20 protein-coding genes are annotated in these 22,182 nt (G+C 61.7%); 9 read left to right on the forward strand and 11 right to left on the reverse strand.

Annotation, left to right across the window (positions count from 1 at the left end; genetic code table 11):
• Positions 1-367: 367 nt before the first annotated feature.
• The 3 genes from O7A60_RS22240 to O7A60_RS22250 all read right to left on the reverse strand — a co-directional run bounded on the left by O7A60_RS22240 (position 368) and on the right by O7A60_RS22250 (position 3,932).
• Complete coding sequence (locus O7A60_RS22240; protein WP_337108020.1) at positions 368-868, reverse strand: DUF995 domain-containing protein; 501 nt, start codon at positions 866-868, stop codon at positions 368-370.
• 469 nt (positions 869-1,337) lie between these two features.
• On the reverse strand, positions 1,338-1,748 hold the full coding sequence (locus tag O7A60_RS22245) for a hypothetical protein (protein WP_337108021.1): 411 nt from the start codon (positions 1,746-1,748) through the stop codon (positions 1,338-1,340).
• A gap of 303 nt (positions 1,749-2,051) precedes the next feature.
• The gene (locus O7A60_RS22250; protein WP_337108022.1) at positions 2,052-3,932 is read right to left on the reverse strand and encodes a glycosyltransferase family 2 protein; all 1,881 of its coding nucleotides are present in this window, start codon (positions 3,930-3,932) and stop codon (positions 2,052-2,054) included.
• A 613-nt stretch (positions 3,933-4,545) separates the two neighbouring features.
• Here O7A60_RS22250 and O7A60_RS22255 point away from each other — a divergent pair.
• Both O7A60_RS22255 and O7A60_RS22260 read left to right on the forward strand, forming a co-directional pair.
• Positions 4,546-5,469, forward strand: coding sequence for a glycoside hydrolase family 26 protein (locus O7A60_RS22255; RefSeq protein WP_415926843.1), 924 nt, complete (start codon positions 4,546-4,548; stop codon positions 5,467-5,469).
• 85 nt (positions 5,470-5,554) lie between these two features.
• A complete protein-coding gene (locus O7A60_RS22260; protein WP_027144105.1) occupies positions 5,555-6,070 on the forward strand; it encodes a DUF995 domain-containing protein in 516 nt (171 codons plus the stop codon).
• 152 nt (positions 6,071-6,222) lie between these two features.
• On the opposite strand, the gene O7A60_RS22265 is transcribed toward O7A60_RS22260, so the two are convergent.
• Together O7A60_RS22265 and O7A60_RS22270 are read right to left on the reverse strand one after the other, a co-directional pair.
• Positions 6,223-6,672: a DNA polymerase III subunit chi gene (locus O7A60_RS22265; RefSeq protein ID WP_337108023.1), complete on the reverse strand. Its 450-nt coding sequence runs from the start codon at positions 6,670-6,672 to the stop codon at positions 6,223-6,225.
• Between the two features lie 9 nt (positions 6,673-6,681).
• Positions 6,682-8,214, reverse strand: a complete 1,533-nt coding sequence (locus O7A60_RS22270) for a leucyl aminopeptidase (RefSeq protein ID WP_337108024.1) — start codon at positions 8,212-8,214, stop codon at positions 6,682-6,684.
• Positions 8,215-8,577: 363 nt separating this feature from the next.
• On the opposite strand from O7A60_RS22270, the gene lptF reads away from it, so the two are divergent.
• From lptF to O7A60_RS22305, 7 genes are all read left to right on the forward strand, one after another.
• On the forward strand, positions 8,578-9,780 hold the full coding sequence (gene lptF, locus O7A60_RS22275) for an LPS export ABC transporter permease LptF (RefSeq protein ID WP_337108025.1): 1,203 nt from the start codon (positions 8,578-8,580) through the stop codon (positions 9,778-9,780).
• Entirely contained in the window at positions 9,777-10,862 is a 1,086-nt protein-coding gene (gene lptG, locus O7A60_RS22280) for an LPS export ABC transporter permease LptG (RefSeq protein WP_337108070.1), read from the forward strand. Before lptF ends, lptG begins: the two co-directional genes overlap by 4 nt.
• The gene (locus O7A60_RS22285) at positions 10,862-13,282 is read left to right on the forward strand and encodes an LPS-assembly protein LptD (RefSeq protein WP_337108026.1); all 2,421 of its coding nucleotides are present in this window, start codon (positions 10,862-10,864) and stop codon (positions 13,280-13,282) included. Before lptG ends, O7A60_RS22285 begins: the two co-directional genes overlap by 1 nt.
• A gap of 88 nt (positions 13,283-13,370) precedes the next feature.
• Complete coding sequence (locus O7A60_RS22290; RefSeq protein ID WP_027144111.1) at positions 13,371-14,303, forward strand: peptidylprolyl isomerase; 933 nt, start codon at positions 13,371-13,373, stop codon at positions 14,301-14,303.
• A gap of 13 nt (positions 14,304-14,316) precedes the next feature.
• Positions 14,317-15,336 carry a 4-hydroxythreonine-4-phosphate dehydrogenase PdxA gene (pdxA, locus tag O7A60_RS22295; RefSeq protein WP_337108071.1) on the forward strand — a complete coding sequence of 340 codons (1,020 nt, stop codon included), beginning with the start codon at positions 14,317-14,319 and terminating at the stop codon, positions 15,334-15,336.
• 25 nt (positions 15,337-15,361) lie between these two features.
• The gene (rsmA, locus tag O7A60_RS22300) at positions 15,362-16,195 is read left to right on the forward strand and encodes a 16S rRNA (adenine(1518)-N(6)/adenine(1519)-N(6))-dimethyltransferase RsmA (protein WP_337108027.1); all 834 of its coding nucleotides are present in this window, start codon (positions 15,362-15,364) and stop codon (positions 16,193-16,195) included.
• A gap of 68 nt (positions 16,196-16,263) precedes the next feature.
• The gene (locus O7A60_RS22305; protein WP_027144114.1) at positions 16,264-16,557 is read left to right on the forward strand and encodes a DUF1330 domain-containing protein; all 294 of its coding nucleotides are present in this window, start codon (positions 16,264-16,266) and stop codon (positions 16,555-16,557) included.
• A 6-nt stretch (positions 16,558-16,563) separates the two neighbouring features.
• Here O7A60_RS22305 and gmk read toward each other — a convergent pair whose 3' ends face one another.
• The 6 genes from gmk to fabG form a co-directional block, all read right to left on the reverse strand.
• Positions 16,564-17,220, reverse strand: a complete 657-nt coding sequence (gmk, locus tag O7A60_RS22310) for a guanylate kinase (protein WP_140509905.1) — start codon at positions 17,218-17,220, stop codon at positions 16,564-16,566.
• A 21-nt stretch (positions 17,221-17,241) separates the two neighbouring features.
• Positions 17,242-18,132 carry a YicC/YloC family endoribonuclease gene (locus O7A60_RS22315; protein WP_027144116.1) on the reverse strand — a complete coding sequence of 297 codons (891 nt, stop codon included), beginning with the start codon at positions 18,130-18,132 and terminating at the stop codon, positions 17,242-17,244.
• 156 nt (positions 18,133-18,288) lie between these two features.
• Positions 18,289-19,572 carry an endolytic transglycosylase MltG gene (mltG, locus tag O7A60_RS22320; protein ID WP_337108028.1) on the reverse strand — a complete coding sequence of 428 codons (1,284 nt, stop codon included), beginning with the start codon at positions 19,570-19,572 and terminating at the stop codon, positions 18,289-18,291.
• 102 nt (positions 19,573-19,674) lie between these two features.
• Positions 19,675-20,937 carry a beta-ketoacyl-ACP synthase II gene (gene fabF, locus O7A60_RS22325; protein ID WP_337108029.1) on the reverse strand — a complete coding sequence of 421 codons (1,263 nt, stop codon included), beginning with the start codon at positions 20,935-20,937 and terminating at the stop codon, positions 19,675-19,677.
• Between the two features lie 34 nt (positions 20,938-20,971).
• Positions 20,972-21,208: an acyl carrier protein gene (locus O7A60_RS22330; protein ID WP_006203723.1), complete on the reverse strand. Its 237-nt coding sequence runs from the start codon at positions 21,206-21,208 to the stop codon at positions 20,972-20,974.
• A 222-nt stretch (positions 21,209-21,430) separates the two neighbouring features.
• Positions 21,431-22,168, reverse strand: coding sequence for a 3-oxoacyl-[acyl-carrier-protein] reductase (gene fabG, locus O7A60_RS22335; RefSeq protein ID WP_337108030.1), 738 nt, complete (start codon positions 22,166-22,168; stop codon positions 21,431-21,433).
• Between the last annotated feature and the right edge of the window lie 14 nt (positions 22,169-22,182).

The raw sequence follows: 22,182 nt of genomic DNA on the forward strand, positions 1-22,182 counted from the left end.
GGGCATTTTTGCTTGTGCGAAATGCGCCCATTGCGGAATTGTTCACTATGTGTCCCTTGCAGTTAAGTCTAGCCAAGAGCGCGTTGCGTCGCCTTCGCCGTTTCAGTGCCTACTCGCACATCACACGTAAATATTAGACATCACTAATTATTAAATTTTATAAAACCCGTATGGCGCGCCGGCAGGTTCAGCCTAACCGCTTCGCGCTTTATGATAAGTGATTCGCAATTTCCTTGACAGGCACCGGCAAAAGCAGCCAGCCCGGATCTGACACCACCGAATGCATCGGCGACGAAGCGATATTGGAAAGGGGCGCATCGGAGCCAAGAACGGCGTTTCCAGCCATGCCGCTCTCAGCGTGGCCGACCTAATTCTTGGAATCGATCAACTTACGGGTCTCTCCGAACTGCGCGGCCTTGGTGTCGCCCGGTTCGAATTTCCGGTATTCGTCGGAACGATCCTCGGGAGTTCGTTTGAAACTGTACCATTCCCCATCCGGATCTTTACGCTGCTCGATGTTTCCGCCCTTGATGCGGTGGCTGTAGCAGGTGCGCTGCTGCTTGCCCTTGTAGCTCTTGGACCGCCAGGCGAGGTCCATGCACATTTTGCCGTCTTTGGTCGCCAGCCACCTGCCTTCGGCGACAGAGGCTGAATCCTGTCCCGACGTCCAGGCCCTCAGGGGGCGGCCGGTCTTTCCGAAATAGGCCGCTCCGTCTTTCCATAACCAGGTGCGGTCGGTGTAGAGACGTTGCAGCTCGAAAGGCGTCGGCGTGGTGACGGCTGCGTCCACGGGCTTCGGCTTCTTTTCGTCGGCCGCGTGAGCCGCTCCGGAAACCGCCAATTGGCCACAAATGACCAGCAGAGACAAGAGTCGGACGCCCCTGGCGGAGCGGTCGGGTTCCCGCTCTCTAGTTAGCCTGGAGCCTCTGCGCTGCCAGGGGAATTCGGTCGGAGCTGTCAGCACAATCGGCGATCGCATGTCGGTCTCGCATCCCCCGCACCGCGCCATCCGATCGTGACCGAAGACGCCCACCACGGAGCACTGTCATCACCGACGCAGCACCGGATTTTTGGGCGGCGCGGTCGGCACCCAGCAGCATTAACAGGCGTGCCAGGAGTGATGTCAACCTTTGCACCATAGCGAGGCGCGTGAGATCGCGGAGATCGACAAGATCCGCCAGCACGCTCTGAAGCGAGATTGGTCTTCAACCACAAGGCCGGGTCGAAGAAAGCTTGAAGTCGTCCGTCGAGCGGTGTTGGTTCCGAGCGGAACTCCGGGCGTGAGGGGCTGGCTCGGCCTGCCTCACGCCCGGGATTCCGGTCTCCCTGAACTCTTGTCAGCGTGCGCGGCAACTCGAACGCTGGCCAAATCCGCTTGGACCGCAAATCCAGGGCGAATGACCGAGGAACGGCCCGCCATTGCTCAGCTTGTAAGAAACCTCGATAGGCGCCAGCGTAACAGTCCTGGCCCGCTGCGGCCGCACGAAGACGGCATAAGCCGTCTCAGTCGTGCGCGTCACGCTGGTCGTCTGTGTCAGGGACTTGCGGTTGAACACATGAATCCGCTTCTTCCAGACATAGTGGATCTTCTTGCCAGGCGCATGCATCGCAGTCTTGCCGGCAAGTGAGCCGGTCTTGATCGCATCCATGCTCTGACAACCGGACACTATCGAGATCAATGCAACGGCAGCTATAAACCAAGCATTTTTTCTGCCTTTAGCAGCTAAACCCCTCATGAATTTATTCATCACCTATCCCCTGCCGAGAAATGCAAGTCGATTGGACGCGGAGATATTTTTCTTTGGTGGCTTCCCGCGCCGTGCAAACGGCCGATTGCCGCTCACATCGTGCGAACATATTAGATGTTACTTATTAAAATTCGCACAAACGGCGTGGTGAGCACAGTATTTCAGCGCTCGGACGAATATTATTAAAATTTGAGCTTATTTGCTCGTGCCTGAAGCTCTGGCAGGTTTCCGGGCAGCAATCGAAGCCGTCAATCGAGATGATTGGAGTTCAGGAGAGCTCTTGCGCGCGGATACCTCTGGGCGTCAGCGCCGCGTTTCCCAACCCGGATCGAAGTAGAAATTGCGGGCTCCGATATTGCCTTGGCCAGCGCCGGAAACCACATAGGAGATGCGGACGATGCGGAAGCCGCCGGCGCCTTGCTGCAGCCCGTAGACGCCCTCCATGCCACGGTCGTAGAAACCCATGGCCGGCACGACGAGCGCCAGCATGGCAAGCGAAGCCTGCAAGGCTACTTTCGCGGAATTGGCGCGCAGCGGGATCTTGTTCTCGATGACGTGCCTCACGATGATGACCGCCACCAGAAGCCCGTAGAGGAAGGCATTCAATGCAGCGAACCAGTAGAATCCGGTCGCATCCAAGGGGTGTTCAACAAGCAAGACTGGCAGCGCCGCGCCGATCGCCAGCACCATATAGGGCGCGAAGGCACGAGCCGGAAGAAGGTGCTTGGGGCCGCTGCCCTTGGGCGTGACACGGAAATCGACGAACGATTTGGCCAGATAGTCGCGCAGCGACGACAGCGTGCCGGCCAATACCCAGGGCCAGCGCGCGAAGAAGAGGAACAGCGTGCCTTCCCAGCTGATCGTCTTGGCCGTGATCGGCCGCGACACGCCGAAAGCTTTCAGCATCATCACCAGGCCGACCAGGGCAATCGCGTTCGGTACATAGTAGAACAGGAAGTCGAAATACATGACATTGGCGAAGTTGCGCCCCGTAGTCAGCGCATATATCGGCATGACGTACATCAGCAACGCAAAGACGGCGAATAGCGGATACCAGAGCTGGCAAAAGAGAAACTGGAACCTCAATCGCGGCGACAGCTTGGCCAGATATACGGGCGAATACTCGAGCAGGATCGTCATCAGGCTCCGCGACCACTGAAATTCCTGGGTGATGAGATCGGCAAAGGTCTGTGGTCCATCGCCATGCGCAATAGCGTCTATCGCGTGCACGCCGCGCCATCCGGCCGCGTTGATCAGCATGGAGGTGGAATGATCCTCGGCCAGTTCCGGACCGAGACCGCCCGCCTGCTTCAGCGCCTTGGTTCGCACCGCATAGTGCGAGCCGATGCAGAGCGGCGCCCCCCCGCCGGTATGGCCGGACTGCAAGGGTCCGTGGAACATCCCTTCCGGAAACAGCCGCCCTCGCGCTGACCAGCTTTCGGAGGCATTGTTGTCGCAGATGCTCGGCGCCGACACATAGCCGACCGCAGGATCGGCGAAGGGATAGAGGATTTCCCTGAGATAGGTCGGCGTCGGCACATGGTCGGCGTCCATCTGGGCGACGAAATCGTAACGCTCATAACCATAATGGTCGTAGAAGAACGCCAGATTGCCTTCCTTGCAGCGGGTGCGGCGCGGCCATGTCTTGCGGTGATAATCTTCCCTGCCGCGGCGCGTCGAAACCAGTACGCCGTGGGCATCGCACCAGCGAACCGTCTCCTCCGAAGGGTCCTCGTCGGCCAGCCAGGTATCATGCGGATAGTCCTGCCCAAGCATTGCTTCCAGCGTGCGCGCAATCACGTCAAAGGGTTCGGACGGAGCCTTGGTCACCACCATGGCGACCCGCGAACGCTTTGGGATGCTGTAAAGCTTGGACGGTTTCTTCGACGCGTGCACGTTGAGCAGGAAGTACATCGGCATCAGGGTCAGCCAGGCCAGCACGAGCGTCGCAACGGTGAACGGCCCGATGTGTTCGATATGCTCTGGCTCCAGCCACCAGACCCAGAAAAAGCCTAGGGTGAAGAACCAGAAAGCCAGGCCGAGCCGCAGGATCCATTGCTGGGTGGCCGACAGGATGGGCACTAGAAAGGGAGCCTTCTCCGCCGCCTTGACCAGAGCCGCCCGAGGCTGGCGTGTCGGCCTCGCCTTACCGCTGATGGTTGTTACGTCCGCGGAAACACTCATACACGTACCGCCACCACTCTCAGCGTTGGCCGAACGCCGGCCAACAACCTTAAAACCCGGCTTCAGAATCCACTCGAGCTCCATTAGAGTCAACTAAATTAAACATCTCTTAACTATACTTCTTGAGTATTAGTTAACCTACGCCTTGAATCGGGCGCCAAATTCCGCGGCCGCTGGCCAATGGCCAGTTTCGAAAGGGCAAGCCGGAACTTTTTGCGTTGGAGAATTCAACCGATGTAGGCCAAGCCCCACTGACTGGGATGACTAAGGCAGCGTTAACCATGTTGCGAATGCCATGGTTAAGCAACCGTTAATTGCACTTGACTCTTGGTCCCGACCGGCTCTTAAATTAGCCAGGGATGATATATCGGGAATGTTGACGCGAATTTGTGAGTATCGCGGCGAAGTCTATCTCTGCCCCTTGTTTCGGTGCGTTGAGAGACAACTGTAACGTGGATTTCGTGCGAAGGGTCGCACGCCACCAATCGCTCCGAAATCCCACGAATTTCCCCAACTGAGCCGATTTGTTTTGGGTAATCGTATCGATCACGCATCGATGCGCACCGGCGAGGCTTTGACTTCCGCGGAGGTTTGAGGCCATGGGAGAACAAACATGAAAAACTCTGCGGCAAGTGCACTTGCATTCGCGCTGGCATTGGGCGGAATCATGACATGCCCGACGATGGGAGACGCGGACTCGACCGCTGCGACGGACCCCTTCCAGACGAGCAGCGCCGCTTCGGCGTTCGGATCCTATGATCCCTACGGCGATTTCAGCACCGACAAGACCGCCAGCATCGAGGAGCTGTTTCTGCCCTGGGAAGACGTCGATCTGGCAACTCTTCCCTTGGCCGATGCCTATGCCCTTCAGCGAAACCGGTCGCTCTTGATCACTATCGAGCCGTGGACCTGGTCGAAGGACTGGCGCATCACGCCTAACGAACTGCGCGACGGCATATTGAGCGGCAAATATGACGCCAACATGCAGGCAATCTGCAATTTGGTGGGGGCGATGAAGAGCCCCGTCACCATTCGCTGGGCGCAGGAAATGGAGGACAAGAACGGCCGCTTCACGTGGGCCAACTGGGCTCCCAAGGACTGGATCGCCGCCTATAAACGCGAGGTCGATCTCTGCCGCAAGGCTGCTCCAGCTGCCAAATACATGTGGTCACCCAAAGGTGAAGAGGGCCTGGAGAAATATTACCCTGGCGACGACTACGTCGACGTCATTGGCCTGTCGGTGTTCGGCTTGCAGAAAAAGGACAATGACGAGGCCGGTCGTGACCGTACATTCGCCGAGGCGCTGAAGCCCGGCTATGACCGCGTCGCGGGTTTCAACAAGCCGATCGAGGTGGCGGAGCTCGGCTATGTCGGGACGCAGGAATATGTTTCGAAATGGGATGCCGATTCCCGCAAGTCCTATTCGGAGTTTCCGGCGCTGACCTCGGTCGTCTACTTCAACCAGAAGGAAACGTGGCCATGGTTGGGTGGCTATGGGCTGCCTGATTGGAGGGTTACCCAGCATATCCTGCCCTAGACTTACTGCGCCAGATGCAAATTCAAACGTAAATTGGGCGTAGCGTAGAAAATTGGGCGTGGCGTAAAATAGTAGGGGTGGGGTCGTGAAACGAGTTCTAGGGAATTGTATCGGAACGGCACTTGCCTGTTCCATCGCTCTCTTTGCTTTCCAGCTTCCGGCGACGGCCAAGACGGCGGCGCAAATCACCGACCAGGCTATGAAAGCCGAGGTGGTACCGGACGAAGGCATCTACCAGATGTACCAGAACCGTTCGTGGCTCTGGGGTCGAAACGGTGCCGGTTACTTTGCTGTGCAGCGCCGTCAATTCAGCTCCTGGACTTCGGGCAAGGGCAAGCTGGGCTACGGCGACGGCATCTGGTTCATTCCTGGAGGCGGCAAGCTTTGCTTCCGCGCGAAATGGCACGGCGCGGGCGGCGACTCCAACGCCCTCACCTGCTTCGAGCATCGCCAGACCGGCAGAGTGCTCTACCAGCGCAAGTTACCGCATGGCGACTGGTACGTCTTCAGGAGCTCGCATCGCAACCGGGCAGACGAGTTCATGAAATTGAAATACGGCGACTACGTCAGCCGGAAGCAGAAACGCATCAAAGCAGAATAGCCGACAGCACCATCTGCGAAAGCAACCGACCTGGAGCCGTTCATCGCTTCACGGACACGATGAACGGCTCCAGCTCTTTGTCTTTACCCAACTCCCTACGGAAAGCGCTACGCGCTTTTCCCGGGAAAAACCGTTTCCAATTTTTCCTGCTCTCACGCCTTGCGCTCCCAGCGGCGGTCCGCGGTCTGCTGCCAGTAGGTGACGGCGTGGCCCGCGTCCTTCATCGTCTTCCAATGCGCCCGGGCCATCTCGACCTGGGCCGCGTCATGGCCATCGAACAGGAACACCGCACGCTCGTAGCCGTCAAGGTCGGGCGCCGCCGCGCCGTCTACCAGGAACCTGATCCTGGCTTCGTTGGGATTGCCGTTGCCGGTGGTCAACAGGATTGGTTGTTCAGCTGGGTAAGCCTCGCGATCGGTCGCGTGTGCCAGGAAGGAATCATCGCGGAAAGTCCATAGATGCTGGTCGAGCGCGTCGCGCCGCTCCTCGGTGCCGGTCTGCACCACGGCGCGCCAGCCACGATCGATGCTGCGCTCGAGCAGGCCGGGCAATGTATCCTCCAGCGTCGATTCGGTCAGATGGTAGAACAGCACATCGGCCATGGATCGACGTCAGCTCTCGTAGTGATCACGCACCAGCCGGTCCAGCAGCCGCACGCCGAAACCCGAACCCCACGACTGGTTGATCTCGTTCAATGGCGAGCCCATCGCGGTACCGGCAATGTCGAGATGCGCCCAGGGCGTGTCCTTGACGAAGCGCTGCAGGAACTGCGCGGCGATGATCGCGCCGCCGTAGCGGCCACCGATGTTCTTCATGTCGGCATTCTTGGAATCGATCAGCTTATCGTATTCGGCGCCGAGCGGCATGCGCCACAGCCGTTCCTGCGTTGACTGTCCGGCCGCAGTCAGCCTTTGCGCCAGTTCGTCGTTGTTGGAGAACAGGCCGGCATAATGCAGGCCGAGCGCAACCATGATGGCGCCGGTCAGCGTCGCCAGGTTGACCATGAATTTCGGCTGGAAGCGGTCGTTGCAGTACCACAGCGCGTCGGCCAGAACGAGGCGCCCCTCCGCGTCGGTGTTGAGCACCTCGATGGTCTGTCCCGACATCGAGGTGACGATGTCGCCCGGGCGCTGGGCATGACCGTCGACGGCGTTTTCGACAAGACCGATGATGCCGACGACATTGGCCTTGGCCTTGCGTGCGGCGAGCGCATGCATCAACCCGGTCACGGCGGCAGCGCCGCCCATGTCGCCTTTCATGTCCTCCATGCCGGAGGCCGGCTTGATCGAATTGCCGCCGGTGTCGAACGTGACGCCCTTGCCGACGAAGGCGACCGGGCTGTCCTTGGGCTTGCCGCCGTTCCATTGCATGACCGCCATGCGGGCGCCGCGGGGCGAGCCTTGCGCGACACCGAGCAGCGAGCCCATGCCGAGCTTCTTCATCTCCTTCTCGGTCAGGATCTCGACCTTGACGCCGAGCGCCTCGAGGTCCTTGGCGCGGGCGGCGAACTCGACAGGTCCCAGCACGTTTGCCGGTTCGTTGACGAGATCGCGCGCCAGAAGCACACCGTCGATCACCGCCTCGGCCTCGGTGAAGGCCTTCTTGGCGCCCGCCGGGTCGGCGGTATGGATGGTCACCTTGACCGGCTTTTTCGGATCGGCCTTGCCGCCCCCTTGGCCGCCCCCCTGGCCGTCGTCCTTATCCTTCCTGGTCTTGTACTTGTCGAAGGAATAGCCGCGCAAAAGAATGCCCGCCGCGAGGTTCGCGGCGTCCTTGCCATCGGGCGAGGCGCCGGCCAGGTCAAGGACCACGGCCACGTCGGTTGCCTTGCGCAGCGATGCCGCAATGGTGCCGCCGAGCTTCAGCCAGGCATATTCATCGAGCCCCGACACCCTGCCGGCGCCGATCGCGACCAACCTGTCGAGCGATGTTGCTTCCGGCGCCAGGATTTCGACAGTGCCGGCGAACTTGCCGGTAAACTCGGCGATCGGGAAAGCCCGATCGAGCGTCTTGCCCGGATCGTAAGCCCTGGCCGCATCGCTCAAGCCATCATCCGCCGACAGCACGAAGACCGTGCCCTTCCTGTTCGCCGCCGACTGGGGCGCGACGAATTTTGCAAAGGCGATCGATGGTCTCGGGTTCATCATGTCCTGCTTTCGGGGATTGCGCGATGATGCGCGAAGCGGTTTGAAGCGATCCGCGACATTTGGTCGTTTTCCGGCATTTGGCAAGACTTTGCCAAAATGGCTACCCATATGAGACATGGAATCGATGGCGATTCGTCGCGGCACGGCCCGCTTAATGCCGCAACCTGTTGTTAACCATCGATGTTCGTCCTTTCTTATCCATTGCCGCCGACACTCCGGCCTACTGCGGCACGCGACGTGGGACGGGAACCGGCTCGCCTGCCCAACGCAGCCCAACGGAGCCAGTTGTGCGGGCGTCGCCGGACAGCTACCTTTGGGGTGGTGGCATGATGCCGTTCGAGAAAATCGAGTAAAGCCTTCATGAAGGTCGTTGAACGCTACATCATGCGCCGCGCGTGCGTGGTCTTCCTGGCAGCACTGGTCTGGACGCTGGCCATCGTGTGGACGACGCAGGTACTGGCCAAGATCAACCTGGTCACCGACAGCGGTCAGTCAGCCTTGACCTTCTTCGAGGTCGCGTCTCTTATTCTCCCCTCCATCGTTCCGATCGTCGTGCCTTTCGCGCTCGTGGTGGCTGTCGCCCAGACACTCAGTGTGATGAATTCGGATTCGGAACTCGCGGTGGTCAACGCATCGGGCGCCTCGCGTTGGACCATCGTGCGGCCGATCATGCTGCTGGCGCTGGCCGCCAGCGTCTTTTCATTCGCCGTGGACAACGGCATCGACCCCTATGCACGACAGAAGAACCGCGCCCTGGTGGCGGAGTCGCGCGCCGACCTTTTGTCGCTGATCATCCAGGAAGGCACGTTCCGGAAAATCGAGGAGGGACTGTTCCTGCAGATTGGCGAGCGGCTTCCCGACAACCGGCTGGGTGGCATCTTCGTCGCCGATTCGCGCGAGGAAGGCGTCAATCTCGTCTATTATGCGAAGACCGGCAGCATTATCGAACGCGGCGGCGAAAAGGTGCTGATGATGAATGACGGGGTCATCCATCGCAAAACGCTGACTGGCGACCTCAGTGTCATCCGGTTCACGTCCTATGCCTTCGACATGTCGGCCTTCATGTCGGCGGCCAACCAGGTGACGCTCCTGCCAAAGGACCAGACGACCCAGTACCTGCTCAATCCAAGCCCTAACGACAAGAACTATCAGCAAAATCCGCAGGAGTACCGGGCCGAGGTCGACCAGCGGTTTTCGGAATGGACATACTCCATGGTTTTCGCCCTGATCGCGCTCGCGGTCGCGGGAGACGCGCGTTCGCATCGCGAGGCGCGCGTCAATCCGCTGATCACGGCCATCGCGATATCGCTGTTCGTGCGCTGGCTGGGTTTCTTCGCCGCGAGCAAGGCCGACGAGGTCCCGCAATATTCCTATGTGGTCTATGGCGTGCCGATCGTGGCTTCCGCGGTGGCGATCTGGTTCATCGTGTCGAACCGGACCATGGAACTGCCGGTTGCCTGGGCGGACTGGATGACAAACCTGGCCAGCCGCATCGGTGACGGCTGGAATGCCCTCAAGTTGCGTCTATCCAGGCGCGACACCTCAGGCCAAGGAGCCGGCTGATGGGCTGGACGCTGGGCCGTTACTTCTTCTTCCGCTACGTGGCGATCACGATCTGGTTCTTCCTCGGCCTTCTGGCGCTGGTATTCCTTATCGATTTCACCGAACTGTCCGGCCGCACCACCGGCCTGCCGGGGTTCACCTATGGCACGGCGATGGCCATTTCAGGCCTTCGCATGCCGATGATCATGCTGCAGACGGTGCCGTTTGTCGGCTTGTTCTCGGCGATGGCGACGCTGGTGTCGCTCAACCGACGTTACGAACTCGTCATCGCGCGCTCCGCGGGCGTTTCCGCCTGGCAGTTCCTTTTGCCATGCTGCATCGGCGCACTGCTGTTCGGCGCCGTATCGGTCGGGATCATCAACCCGCTCGCCGCGCACGCCTTCTCCTTGTCCGAACAGATCGAGACCGAGCTGCGCTCCGGCAAATCCAACACGGTTTCGGCCGATGCCGCTCCCTGGATCCGCCAGAAAACCGGTTCCGGCGACACGATCATCGGCGCGCGCGCCATCCTCGGCCAGGGTCTGGAGTTGTCCGACGCGGTCTTTTTCATCCTCGACCAGCAAGGCAATATCGTCGAGCGCAAGGATGCGGCGCGTGCTTACCTGCGCGACGGCTATTGGGAATTGCAGGATGTGAAGACCTTCAGGAACGGCACCATCCAGCCCGTCGCGAACGATCGTGTGCCGACCAATCTGAAGCCGGAATTCGTGCAGGAGCGGCTGGCGCGCCCGGAGACGATTCCCTTCTATGACCTGCCCGGAAAAATCGAGGTTGCCCGTTCCTTCGGCCTCAAGGCAAATGCCTTTGCCATGCAGTTTGATTCGCTGGTGGCGTTGCCGTTCCTCCTCGTCGCCATGACGCTGATTGCGGCAACAGTTTCAATGCGATTTGCGCGAATGGGGCAGTCGGCAACGATGATTCTGGGTGGCGTCGTTGCCGGGTTTCTGCTTTATGTCGTTTCGGTGCTGGTGAAGGCGTTCGGCGTGGCGGGGTTCGTGCCGACTGCCATAGCCGCATGGGTACCGGTCGTGGTAGCTATGTTCTTCGGGGTGACTTTCCTGCTATACAAGGAAGACGGCTAGTGAGGGAGGCGTTTTTGCCCAGCGACAGGCAGGCCCGTTTGGCGCGCCTTTATGCGGCGAGCGCCTTGGCGTGCCTGGTCGCCTGCGGCGTCCCGCTGCCGGCGTTCGCGCAGGATGTCGGCAACATGGCGACCACGGTTCCGTCCGGCTCGCAGATGCTGCTGGCCGCAGACACCCTGGAATACAACAACGACAACCAGACAGTGACCGCCATTGGCGGCGTGCAGATCGACTATGGCGGCAACCGCCTCGTCGCGCAGAAGGTCGTGTACAACCGCAACACCAAGCGGATGGTTGCCAGCGGCAATGTCGAGATCGTCAACAGCGACGGCACCAAGATCAATTCGCAGCACATCGACATCACCGACGATTTCGCAGACGGCTTCGTCAACGCGCTGCGCGTTGAAACCGTCGACAAGGCCTATTTCGCCGCCGAAAGCGCCGAACGCATGGGCGGCGTGCTGACCACTTTCCATAATGGTGTCTACACCGCCTGCGAACCGTGCGAGGACAAGCCCGACAAGGCGCCGACCTGGCGCGTCAAAGCCAGGAAGATCATCTGGAACGGTGAGAAGAAGACGGTTCGCTTCGAGAACGCGAATTTCGAGTTCTTCGGTTTTCCGCTGGCCTACCTGCCGGCATTCGAGATCGCAGACCCGACGGTGAAGCGCAAGAGCGGCTTCCTGATCCCCGGCATCGGCTACAACAGCCATCTGGGGTACAGCGTCAAGGTCCCCTATTATTTCGCCCTTTCGCCGACATATGACCTGACGGTGACCGGAAGCGGCTACACCAAGCAGGGCTTCCTCGGCGAAGCCGAATGGCGCCAGCGCTTCAACAACGGCGAATACACTTTTAAGGTCGCCGGGATCCAGCAGCAGAATCCCGACGCCTTCATCGACAGCGCCGGCCGCAACATCGATTCGGGCGCGGCTGGCGATTCCAACAAGTTCCGCGGCATGATGGGCACGCAGGGGCAGTTCGCGATCAACGAACGCTGGAATTTCGGCTGGGACGTGCTGTTGCAGACCGACAAGGATTTCTCGCACACCTACAACATCAACAAGTACAACGAATACGTCCACCAGTCGTCGGTCTACCTGACTGGTCTCAATGACCGTAACTATTTCGACGTGCGTGCCATGCATTTCGAAGTCCAGGAAAATACGCTCAACGACAATGTCGCGGCGAGAAGCGGCCAGCAGCCCTGGGTGCTGCCCTCGCTCGACTATGCCTATATCCCCGACGCATCGGTCGCCGGCGGCCAGTTGTCGCTCAATGTCAATACGCGCGTCATCCGCCGCGAAGATCTCGACGAGACATATTTCACCCCTTACTACCCCCCGTCAGGTACGCAGCGCGTGCGCGGCATCGAAGGCGAGTCCAGCCGTCTTACCGCCGAGGCCGAGTGGAAACGGAGCTTTGTCACCGATGACGGGTTGGTGCTGACACCGTTGCTAGCACTGCAAGGCGACGTCGACTATGTCAGACCATCATCGGCCTCGCTCGCCGCGATCAACCAGATGGCCACCAATCTGGGCGAGCAGGACGACATGCGCTCGTCCTTTGCCCGCTACATGGCGACCGCCGGGCTCGAGATGAGCTGGCCCCTGTTGTTCTCGCTGGCCAGCGGGTCGAGCCACGTTGTCGAGCCGATGGCACAGGTGTTCCTGCGCCCGAACGAACAGTATGTCGGCGGACTCTCCGTTCCGAACGAAGACGCGCAGAGCATGGTTTTCGATGCGACCACGCTGTTCGAACGCGACAAGTTCTCCGGTTATGACCGCATCGAGGGCGGCTCGCGTGCCAATGTCGGGCTGCGCTATTCCGGCTCGTACATCAATGGCTGGGGCACCAATGCGATCTTCGGCCAGTCCTATCAGATCGGCGGCGAAAACTCCTTCGCGGCACCCGATCTGGTCAATGTCGGCGCAAATTCGGGGCTTGAGACGACCAAGTCCGACTATGTCGGCCTGTTTGGCATAACCAGCCCCAATGGATTCGCGGCCTCGGTCAGCGGCCGTTTCGACGAACAGAGCTTCGAGATCCGCCGCGCCGAGTTCAAAGCCGCCTATTCCGGCCTGCCGGTGTCGTTGAGCGCCAAGTATGCCTTCATCCAGGCCCAGCCGCTCTATGGTTTCACGACCGACCGTCACGAAGTCACGCTCGGCGCATCGACGCATCTTGCCGAGAACTGGCGCGTGTTCGGAACAGGAACCTACGATTTGCAGGAAGGCCTGCTGGTCAAGGACGGGGTGGGCTTCGCCTACAACGATTCCTGCTTCACTTACCTGATGACGTACGCGCAGTCGCGTGACCTGAACACCAGGGAAGTGACGCAGAGCATCGGATTCAACCTGTCGTTCCGTACCCTCGGCGACTTCGGCTCGTCGACCAACGCAGTCGACACCATCCAATAAGGGGCGACATCGTTTCGCCGCATAGGGCTGGCACGGATTCGCGTATCCGGAAGGGGACGGAATTGGGCGGAGCCGGGATAGAATTGGGATGCCAACGATGAGGAAATACCTCTTTTCAGCAGGGTTCGCGTTGCTTGTGGCGGCGACATCCGTGTCGATGACAGTGATGACGCCGCCGGCCTTCGCCAGCGAGATCAAATACGTCGTCAACGACATAGCAATCACCACTGGTGATATCGCCCATCGTGCCGCCTTCCTGAAGCTGCAGCGCAAGAAGGGCGACGCTGCCCAGGAAATGATCGACCAGACGCTGCGCATGGCCGAGGCCAGACGGCTTGGCATCCGTATCAGCGATGCCCAGGTCGAGGCCGCCTACCAGCGCTTTGCCACCAACAACAAGATGCAGCTCGGCCAGCTCAACGGCGTCATGGAAAAATCCGGCGTCGGCAAGGATCATTTCAAGGAGTTCATTCGCGCCCAGATGGCATGGAACCAGGCCCTGAGCGCACGTTACCGCTCCGGCGAAGGTGGCAGCGTGACCGAACAGGACGCGGTGCGGCGCATGCTTGACAAGGGCGGAGCCAAGCCGAGCGCCATGGAATACATGCTGCAGCAGGTCATCTTCGTCGTGCCAGCGGCCGAACGCAGCGCGACGCTGGCCAAACGCAAGCGCGAGGCCGACGCCATGCGTGCCCGCTTCAACGGCTGCAACACGACGCGCGAGTTCGCCAAAGGCCTGATCGACGTCACCGTTCGCGACCTCGGCCGGATTCTGGCGCCGCAACTGCCGCCGGACTGGGCGGAGCAGATCAAGGCGACCAAGGTCGGTGGCGCCACCGTCACACGCGAGACCGAACGCGGCGTCGAATTCATCGGCATCTGCTCGTCGCGCGAAGTATCCGACGACAAGACGGCCCAGATGGTGTTCCAGAGCGAAGGCTCCAGCGACAAGGCCGCCGACGATCTCAGCAAGAAATATGTCGACGAGCTGAAGGCGAAAGCCCGCATCGTCAAGCGCTGACGTGAGCAGCACGATGACCGCGCTGGCGTTGAGCGTCGGCGATCCGTCCGGTGTCGGCCCTGAAATCGCCATCGCCGCCTTCCTTGCGCGGAACGCCGTCGGCTTGCCCGCCTTCTACCTGCTGGCCGACGCGGCCGTGGTCGCATCGCGCGCACGCCACCTTGGCGTCTCGCTGCCTGTCGAGGAAGTGACGCCGGTGCAGGCGATCGAGGTCTTTGGCCGCGCCTTGCCGATCGTTCCCCTGACGGCGCGCTTCATCGACAGCCCCGGGCGACCCGACCCGGCCAATGCAGCCGGCACCATCGAAGCGATCGACCGCGCGGTCGCCGCCTGCCTTGCCGGCGAGGCCGCTGCCGTGGTGACCTGCCCGATAGCCAAGAAACCGCTCTACGATGCCGGCTTCCGTTTTCCCGGCCACACCGAATATCTGGCGCATCTGGCGGCTCGGCACAGCGGCGTCGAGGCGATGCCGGTGATGATGCTGGCAGGCCCCGACTTGCGCACGGTTCCCGTCACCATCCACATCGCTCTGGCCGAGGTGCCGAAGGTCCTAAGCACCGAATTGATCGTCGCGACCGCGCGCATCACGGCGGCCGACCTTGCCAGCCGCTTCGGCATCGCCAGGCCGCGGCTCGCCATTGCGGGCCTCAATCCGCATGCCGGCGAAGGCGGCTCCATGGGCCTGGAAGACGAGCATATCGTGCGCCCGGCGGTCGACATCCTGCGCGCTGAAGGCATCGATGCTTTCGGGCCCTTGCCCGCCGACACGCTGTTCCATGCCCGAGCGCGGGCAGGCTACGACGCTGCACTGTGCATGTATCACGACCAGGCATTGATCCCGGCCAAGGCGCTGGCCTTCGACGAGGCGGTCAACGTCACGCTGGGCCTGCCCTTCATCCGCACCTCGCCCGACCACGGCACCGCCTTCGACATCGCCGGCAAGGGTGTGGCGCGACCCGACAGCCTGATCGCGGCGCTGAAGCTCGCCAGAAGACTGGCTGACGTCGACGCAGAGGCTGCTGGCACCGCATGAGCGCTTTCGCTTCCGGTCTTCGCGCATGAGCATCGATGGGCTGCCGCCGCTGCGTGACGTCATCGAGCGCCATGGGCTGCAGGCGAAAAAGGCGCTCGGCCAGAACTTCCTGCTCGATCTCAATTTGACCGGCAAGATCGCACGCAGTGCCGGCGACCTGACGAATGCCACGGTGATCGAGGTTGGGCCCGGGCCTGGAGGGCTGACAAGGGCGCTGCTATCGAACGGCGCCCGCCGGGTCGTCGCCATCGAGCGCGACGAACGCTGCCTGGCGGCGCTTGCCGAGGTGTCCGCTCACTACCCAGATCGGCTGGAGGTGATTTCAGGCGACGCGCTGAAGATCGACTTCGCCGCCCTCGCCTCGAGGACCGACCACGCTCCGGTCCGGATCGTGGCCAATCTGCCCTACAACATCGGCACCGAACTGCTGGTCCGATGGCTGACGGTCGCGGACTGGCCGCCCTTCTATGCCTCGATGACGCTGATGTTCCAGCGTGAGGTGGCGCAGCGCATCGTCGCCGCGCCCGACAGCGATGCCTATGGCAGGCTGGGTGTGCTCGCCGGCTGGCGCACGCAGGCCAGGATCGCCTTCGACGTCCCGCCTCAAGCCTTCACGCCACCGCCCAAGGTCACCTCCTCGGTGGTGCATCTGGAACCACGCGCGACGCCCCTGCCCGCCGAGGTGAAGAAACTCGGCCGGGTCACGGAAGCCGCCTTCGGCCAACGCCGAAAGATGCTGCGGCAGAGCGTGAAAAGCCTCGGCGGCGAGGCCTTGCTCGAAAGAGCGGGGATCGACCCGACGCGACGTGCCGAAACGCTCAGCGTCGAGGAGTTCGTGCGGCTGACCAATGCGGTCTAGCGCCGGCAGGTCTGGAATTGTGATGACCGAGGCATAGGTAGTCTGGCGAACATGCCGGAGAACCAGGAATGCCCGCCTATGTCATTTCCGATGTCACGGTCCGCGACGAAAAGGCGTTGCAGACATACCGCTCCCGCGCCGCGGCCTCGATCGCCCGGCATGGCGGGCGTTATCTGGTGCGCGGCGGCCAAGTGCAGACGCTGGAGGGTGATTGGCATCCTGGTCCGCTGATCGTCGTCGAATTTCCCGACATCGAGCGGGCAAGGCGCTGGTACGCATCCGCCGAATATGCGGCGGCGCTGGAGGTACGCGATGCCGCGCTCAGCCGACATCTGATCCTGGTCGAGGGCATGGCGCCCTGACGCCGGTCAGACGGTCTTTTCGTCCAACAATCCCGACACGAAATCGAAGAGACCGGGCCGGCGGTCGCGCCGCAGCCGCTCGGCCACGACGATGCCGCGAACCTCGGCGAAGGCACGGTCGAGATCGTCATTGACGATGACGAAATCATATTCCTTCCAGTGCTCGATCTCGTTGCGGGCGTTCTTCAGCCGCGTCTCGATCACCGCTTCCTGGTCCTCGGCGCGCCGCTTCAGCCGCGCCTTCAATTCCTTCATCGACGGAGGCAGGATGAAGATCGAGACGATGTCGGCACGCATCTTCTCCTTGAGCTGCTGGGCGCCCTGCCAGTCGATGTCGAACAGCATGTCGCGGCCCTGCGCCAGCGCCAGTTCGGCCGGCTCGCGCGGTGTCGCATAGCAATTGCCATGCACCTCCGCCCATTCGAGGAGCGCGTCGGAATCGCGCAGCCGCTCGAATTCGCGCATGGTACGGAAATGGTAATGGACGCCCTCGATTTCCGAACCGCGGCGTGGCCTCGTGGTGACCGAGACCGACAGTTCGAGGCTGGAGTCGCTCTCCAGAAGATTGCGCGCGATCGTCGACTTGCCGGCACCCGATGGCGACGACAGGACGAGCATCAGCCCCCGGCGGCGGATGCGGGACCCCATATCCCTGGGAACCATCGGTTCGTTGGCGACCATCGGCTACTCCAGATTCTGGACCTGTTCACGAAACTGGTCGACGACCGCCTTCAGTTCCAGCCCGATCGCGGTGACGGCGGCGGCATTCGACTTCGAACACAGCGTATTCGATTCGCGGTTAAATTCCTGTGCCAGAAAATCGAGCTTGCGGCCGACGGCGCCGCCGCCCTCGAGCAAGGCCCGGCCAGACGCGACATGCGTTTTCAGCCGGTCGATCTCTTCGCGAATATCGGCCTTGGTGGCAAGGAACGCCGCCTCCATGTGCAGCCGGCTTGCATCCAGATTGGCGGATGCGTCCATCAGCAGCCGGACCTGCTCGGCAATGCGTTCGCGGATCGCCGCCGTATCGCGTGACGGGTCGGCTTCCGCGCGCAGGGTCAGTGTCTCGATGGTGTCGATATGGCCGGACAAAAGCACGGCCAGCGCGGCGCCCTCGCCTTGCCTGGCCTGTTCCAGGCCGTTCAGCGCCACGTCCAGCGCGGCCATGATGGAGGTATCGAGCGCGGCCCGCACTTCTTCGGTTTCGATGGTTTCGGCAACGTCGAGCACGCCACGCAGCGACAGCAATCCGTCAGCCGTCGCGGGCGCAACGCCGAACTGTTCCTGCAGCCGCTTGGCCAGACCGGCGAGATCTTTCAAAAACGCCTCGTTGACGACAGGTTGCGTCTGCGCGCTGGCGGCGCGGCCGATGGTCAGCGTCGCCTGGAAATTGCCGCGGGCGAAACGCTTCTGCAGCGTTTGCCTGACCACAGGCTCCAGCCGCTCGAATCCCTGAGGCAGCCGCAGGCGAACCTCGACGCTCTTGCCATTGACGGATTTGACTTCCCAGGCAATCGCGGTGCCGTCATGCTCGGCGACGACGCGCGCAAAACCGGTCATGCTCTGCAAATTCATGTCGCCCTGTACACCCCCTGGCGCCTTACCCCGAAACGGTTTTCCGGAGGGGCAAGCGCGGCTTAAAATGACCACACCGCGAATGCGTCGAAATCGGACGCCCGGCGTTCCTTCAAATGTCAGGCCGCCGCCTTCCAGGCAACGCCTTTCTTCACCTTACTGGACCGCGCCCGCATCACCGCCGGCATCGCCGTTGTCGCCACCGGTGCCGTCGCTGTCGTCAGCAGGCTTGTCGGAAGCAGCGTTGTCGGCAGCAGGCTTGTCGGCACTGCCGCTGGTACCGGCGGCAGCGGCGGCCTTGGCTGCTTCATCGGCCTGCTTCTTCTGCAGCGCGCGATAGCGGGCGACGTTTTCATTGTGCTCGTTCAGGGTCGACGCAAAGACGTGACCGCCCGTGCCGTCGGCGACGAAATAGAGGTCGTCGGTCTTCGACGGATTGGCCACGGCCTCGAGGGCCGCGCGGCCTGGATTGGCGATAGGCGTCGGCGGCAGGCCGCTGATCACATAGGTGTTGTAAGGCGTCTGCTTCTGGATGTCGGACTGGTAGATCGGGCGGTCCACCGGCTTGCCCTTGCCGCCAAACAGACCATAGATGATGGTCGGATCGGACTGCAGGCGCATGCCCTTGGCCAACCGGTTCAGGAAGACAGCAGCCACCCGTGAGCGTTCATCGCCCTTGCCGGTTTCCTTCTCGACGATCGAGGCCAGGGTGACAAAGTCCTCGACGTTGGCCAGCGGCAGATCCGGCGCGCGCCGCTGCCACACCTCATCGACCAGTTTCTTCTGATCGGCGAGCAGCTTTTCGACCATCTGCTGACGCGTTGCGCCACGGGTGAAGCGCAGCGTGTCGGTGGCAAGGCTGCCCTCGGGGGGCGTCTTCGCCGGCATATCGCCGCTCAGGGCGGGTTCGTCGGCGATGCGCTGCAAGGCCTGCTCGACCGTCAGCCCTTCGGGAATAGTCAGCGAATACATCACCGACTTGCCGCTCTTCAGGAGTTCCATGATGTCGCGCATGGATGCCCTGGGCTTGATCTCGTATTCTCCGGCCTTGAGTGCGGAATCGTTGCCGAAGGCACGCACGCCGAGGCGGAATACGCGGGCGTCGCTGATCAGTCCGCGGCGCTCAAGCTGGTCGGCGATATCCTGGACGCCACTGTTGGGCTTGACGAGGAAAGTGTCGCCATTGGCGGAAGGGCCGGGCTCGGTAAACTCCTGCTTGCCGAAATAGAGGGCCACGCCCGCCGCCAGAACCATCAGCATCACCGAGGAGATGACGAAGTTCATGAACACGACGACCTGGCTGCGCGAAGCGCGCGAGCGTTTCGGCGGCGGCGTTCCGGCTTCCGGCCGCAGCGCCTCGCTGGCCGTCTTCGGCACGATCGGCCCGGTATTCGCCGGCCTTTGCCCGAATTCTCCGTTGTCTGACGGATTTGTGTTCATTTCGCCCTACCGTTCGATCTCTCAACGAATCCCCTGCGGCAGAGTAGGGGCGAATATGGCAAAATTGACGGCACGCCAAAGCATTGCCCGGCAACCGGACCGTCAGCCATTATACCGCTGGAAAACGAGCGAGGCGTTGGTGCCGCCGAAGCCGAAGGAATTGGACAGGGCTACGTCGATCTGGCGCGGGCGTGGCTTGTTCGGCACCAGGTCGATCGCGGTTTCGCGTTCGGGATTGTCGAGGTTGATGGTCGCCGGTGCGATATTGTCGCGGATGGCGAGGATCGAAAAGATCGCTTCGGCCGCGCCGGCTGCTCCCAGCAAATGGCCGATCGACGACTTGGTCGACGACATTGAAATCTTGGACGCCGCATTGCCGACCAGCCGCTCGACAGCGCCGAGTTCGATCGTATCGGCCATGGTCGAGGTGCCGTGCGCATTGATGTAGTCGACATCGGCTGGCGTAAGCTTTGCCCGGTTCAGCGCGGCCGTCATGCAACGGAAGGCCCCGTCGCCATCTTCTGCCGGTGCGGTGATGTGATAGGCGTCGCCGGTCAGGCCGTAGCCGGTCACCTCGGCATAAATCTTCGCTCCGCGCGCCTTGGCATGCTCGAGCTCTTCCAGCACGACGACACCGGCGCCTTCGCCCATGACGAAGCCGTCGCGGTCGCGGTCGTAAGGCCGCGAGGCCGTTTGCGGGCTATCGTTGCGCTCGGTCGAGAGTGCCCGGCAGGCGGCGAAGCCGGCGAGCGAAAGCCGGGTCACCGGCGATTCGGCGCCACCGGCCAGCATAATGTCGGCATCGCCGAAGATGATCAGCCGGGCGGCGTCGCCGATGGCGTGCGCGCCGGTCGAGCAAGCAGTGACCACAGCGTGGTTGGGGCCTTTCAATCCGTGCCGGATCGAAACCTGGCCCGACACGAGATTGATGATATTTCCGGGAATGAAGAACGGGCTGATGCGGCGCGGGCCGCGTTCCTTGAGGATGATCGCGTTCTCGGCGATGCCCTCAAGACCGCCGATGCCGGAGCCGATCAGCACACCGGTGGCGCAACGCTCCTCCTCGGTTGAAGGCTGCCAGCCGGAATCCTTCAGCGCTTCATCGGCGGCCGCGATCCCGTACAGGATGAAGTCGCCGATCTTGCGAAGTTCCTTCGGCTCAAGAATGGCTTCGGGATTGAGCGTGCCGTTGGAGCCGTCGCCACGCGGAATGACGTGGGCGATCTTGCAGGCAAGATCGTCCACCTCGAACTCGGTGACGCGCTTGGCAGCGCTGCGGCCGGTCAGCAGTTCCTTCCAGCCGTGCTTGAAGCCCATACCGAACGGTGAAACCAGGCCAAGGCCCGTGACGACGACACGCCTCATCGCAGGTCCTCCCCGGTGATGACTGCCGAAAGCGTCAGGCCGAAGCCTTGTCGATGTACTTCACCGCATCGCCGACGGTCAGAATGGTCTCGGCTGCGTCGTCGGGGATCTCGACGCCGAATTCTTCTTCGAACGCCATGACCAGTTCGACCGTGTCGAGGCTGTCAGCGCCCAGATCATCGATGAAGCTCGCCTGCTCCGTCACTTTGTCGGCATCGACGCCAAGGTGTTCGATGACGATCTTCTTGACGCGCTCTGCGGTGTCACTCATTTGGGCATCCTCGTCTTTTGTTTGTCTGTCTTCGTTAGCGGGCGGAATGCCGCTAATCAAGCTGAAAGATGGTCCTGCCGGAAACGCAACGGCCACGGACCGGTTTTTGCCCGAACCGCCGGGTTGCGGGCCGCATTACACGAAAAATAGCCAAGGTCCAAGCCGAAATGGTGGGTTTTCACAGCGCGGCGATGTTACCGCGGACCTCGCTCAGATCCTCGCTCAGATCATCGCCATACCGCCATTCACATGAATGGTCTGCCCGGTTACGTAGGCGGCCTCGTTCGAAGCCAGATAGGCAACGGCGGACGCCACTTCGGCACTGGTGCCCATGCGCTTCGTGGGGATCGCCGCCATGATCGCCTCTTTCTGCTTGTCGTTGAGCTTGTCGGTCATCGCCGATTCGATGAAGCCCGGAGCGACGCAGTTGACGGTGATGTTGCGGGTGGCAATCTCCTGCGCCAGCGACTTCGACAAGCCGATCATACCGGCCTTGGAGGCACAGTAATTCGCCTGGCCGGGATTGCCGGTCACGCCGACCACCGAAGTGATGTTGATGATGCGGCCATGGCGGCGGCGCATCATCGGGTGGGTCAGTTCACGGGTCAGCCTGAAAACGGCGGTGAGGTTAACCTCCAGCACAGTATCCCAGTCGGCGTCCGACATGCGCACGAACAGGCCGTCCTTGGTGATGCCGGCATTGTTGACCAGAATGTCGACGCCCTCGAGATCGGCCTCCGCCTTTTGGCCGAGTGCCTTGACCTCGTCGCGGTTCGACAGGTTGGCCGGGAACAGCTTGACCCGGTCGCCCAGTTCGGAGGCCAGCGTTTCCAGTTTCTCGAGGCGCGTGCCGTGCAGGCCGACGATCGCGCCCTGCGCATGCAGCACCCTGGCGATCGCCTCGCCGATGCCCCCCGATGCGCCGGTGACAAGCGCCTTGCGGCCGGTCAATTCGAACATTTTTGTCTCCAGGT

This window comes from Mesorhizobium salmacidum (SeqCode), assembly GCF_037179605.1.
Taxonomy (GTDB): domain Bacteria; phylum Pseudomonadota; class Alphaproteobacteria; order Rhizobiales; family Rhizobiaceae; genus Mesorhizobium; species Mesorhizobium salmacidum.